The 2,679-nt window shown below is 70.4% G+C and carries 2 protein-coding genes; both read left to right on the forward strand.

The features are described 5' to 3' along the window. Positions 1-1,595: formyl transferase (locus K2X24_RS09090; protein ID WP_292496982.1), on the forward strand; the 1,595-nt coding region annotated here is incomplete at its 5' end. An 80-nt stretch (positions 1,596-1,675) separates the two neighbouring features. After that, positions 1,676-2,679 (forward strand): MFS transporter (locus tag K2X24_RS09095; RefSeq protein WP_292496984.1); only part of this gene is annotated, 1,004 nt, incomplete at its 3' end.

Here is a 2,679-nt window from a genome sequence, read left to right on the forward strand (position 1 = left end):
TGCGAAGGGGCTTGCACCTCATGCGCCTGAGCGTTCGCCTCGACGGGCGTATGCCCCGCCGCTGGCACCTCCGGCTCATCGAGCGCATGACGCACCGCCCCGGCGTGGCCGTGTGCGTGGACGCCCGACCCGGACCCGGCGCCCTACCGGGCAATGCCGCCCTGCTGTTCCGGCTCGAGGCGATGCTCCGGCGCCTGCCCGGCGACGGTCCCTCGGCGCCCGTCGACCGCGCGCGGATCGATGTCGCCGGTCCGGCAGGGTCCGGCCCACCCGACCTCATCCTCGACCTCTGCGGCGATGTCGAAGACGGTCGCGTACCGGTCTGGCGCCTGGCCTTCGACGACGCCCCCGGGGAGGCCGCCCTGCTCGCCGCCCTTCTGGCGGGGCGGCGGCCCTTGGTCACGATCCGCGAGGGCGAGCGCCTCCTGGCCTCCGGACGCGTCGGGACCGAGGCGCGCAGCATCATGCTCACGGCCTTCGAGGATGCCCTGGTGCGGACGAGCAGCCTCGTCCTCGCCGCCCTCGACGGAACCGGGCCGCGCCTCGACGGTGCTTCCGCGCCGCACCGACACAGGCAGGGATTGTCGGCGCTGGATCTCGGAGCCCGCGCCGCGCGCCTGGGGGCCCGCATGGTGTCCCGCCGCCTCCGGGCCCTCTGCATCCGGGCGCCCCACTGGCGCACGGGGTGGCGCAGCCTGTCCGGCCCGGATGTCATCGACCTGCGGGCGCATCCCGCCTCCGGATGGAACGTCCTGCCGGACGACGGACGTCGCTTCTACGCCGATCCGTTCCCCATCGACGATCGCGAAGGCACCGTGCTGTTCGTCGAAGACTATGTCTATGGGCAGGAGAAGGGCGTGATCTCGGCGGTACGCTTCGGCGCCGAGGGCCCGCGCGGAACGCCGGTCCCCGTGCTGGAAGCCGGCCATCACCTGTCCTACCCGTTCGTCTTCCGCGAGGGGGACACCCACTGGATGGTGCCCGAGAGCGGTTCGGCGGGCACCCTGGATCTCTACCGGGCCACGGCCTTCCCGGCCGGATGGGTCAAGGAAGCGACGCTTCTGTCCGGCCTCAACGCCAGCGACCCGACCCTGTTCAGGCAGGGCGACCGGTGGTGGCTGTTCGCCACGGTGCGGGACGACGGCGAGCATGGCGGCCCCTTCGCCGGCTGGGGCTCGTACTCGGACAGCCTGCATCTCTGGTCGGCGCGCGATGTCCGGGGCCCCTGGGAACCGCACCCGATGAATCCGGTCGTCGTCGACATCGCCTCCGCGCGTTCCGGCGGACGGATCGTCGAGCGCGGCGGTGCGCTGTTCCGACCCGTCCAGGATTGCACCGAAACCTATGGCGGCGCGCTGGGGCTGGCGCGGATCGAACGCCTGGACGCACTCGGCTACGCGCAGCGCGTCGAGACGATCCTGCGCCCCGGCCCCCAGTTTCGGGGCACCGGCCTCCATACCCTCAATCGATCCCGGACCTTCGAATTCATCGACGGCGCCGGTTCGGTGCTTCGACGCAGGCCGATCTCGCACGCGCCACGTGATCACGCCGAAGTTAATCCCGGCCCTGGAACAAAGCGTCGCGCCTTCACTTGAGGCAGCACTTGAGAGGGTCGGGCGTCCCGTTGCGCCAACCGTTTCCGGTTCACGATCCTGCCTTTCAACGGAAGCGCTTTATGGCCGAGACACTTGCCCCCCGGTCCTCCGTCGCGCGTGCGCCGTCGACGCGCGTCCTGCGCGGCCTCGACGCCCTGAACTTTTTCCTCGCCGACGTCCGCGACGGGCTCGGTCCGTACCTCGCGATCTATCTGATCGCCGTGCGCGGCCCCGACCAGGGCTGGAACGAGGCGACCACCGGCCTGATCATGACCATCGCGGGCATCGCCGGCCTCATCGCGCAGACGCCGGCCGGGGCATTGATCGACCGTACCAACCACAAGCGCGCCATCGTCATCGCCGCGGCGGTGGCGGTGACGCTGAGCTGCCTCGTCCTGCCCTTCATCGCGAACTTCTACCTGGTCGCCGCCACGCAATCGGTGGCCGGCATCGCGGGCGCGATCTTCCCGCCGGCGCTGGCCGCCATCACCCTCGGGGTCGTCGGCCCCAAGATGTTCGCCAAGCGCATCGGCCGCAACGAAGGCTTCAACCATGCCGGCAACGCGGCTTCGGCGGCGATCGCGGGCGGAACCGCCTACTTCTTCGGACCGATCGTGGTCTTCTGGCTGATGGCGCTGCTGGCCCTCTGCAGCATCGGCGCCATGCTGATGGTGCCGGCCGATGCCATCGACGACGACCTCGCCCGCGGCCTCGATCAGACCGAGACCCAGGCGCGCGCCGAGGGCCAGGAGGAGCCGTCGGGGCTCACCGCACTCCTGAAGAATAGGTACCTGCTGCTCTTCGCAGTGCTGGCCGCCCTGTTCCACTTGTCGAACGCCGCCATGCTCACCTCGGTGGGGCAACTGCTGACGAAGCTCTCCGGCAAGGACAACGCCACCTCGCTGATCGCGATCTGCATCGTGGCGGCGCAGCTGGTGATGGTGCCGGTGGCGGTCTTCGTCGGCGCCAAGGCCGACGCGATCGGGCGCAAGCCGATTTTCCTCGCCGCCTTCGGCGTGCTGGCGATTCGCGGCGTCCTCTACACCCTGTCGGACAACCCGTTCTACCTCGTGGGCGTCCAGCT

The sequence above is a fragment of the Methylobacterium sp. genome (genome assembly GCF_019750675.1).
Classification (GTDB): Bacteria; Pseudomonadota; Alphaproteobacteria; order Rhizobiales; family Beijerinckiaceae; genus Methylobacterium.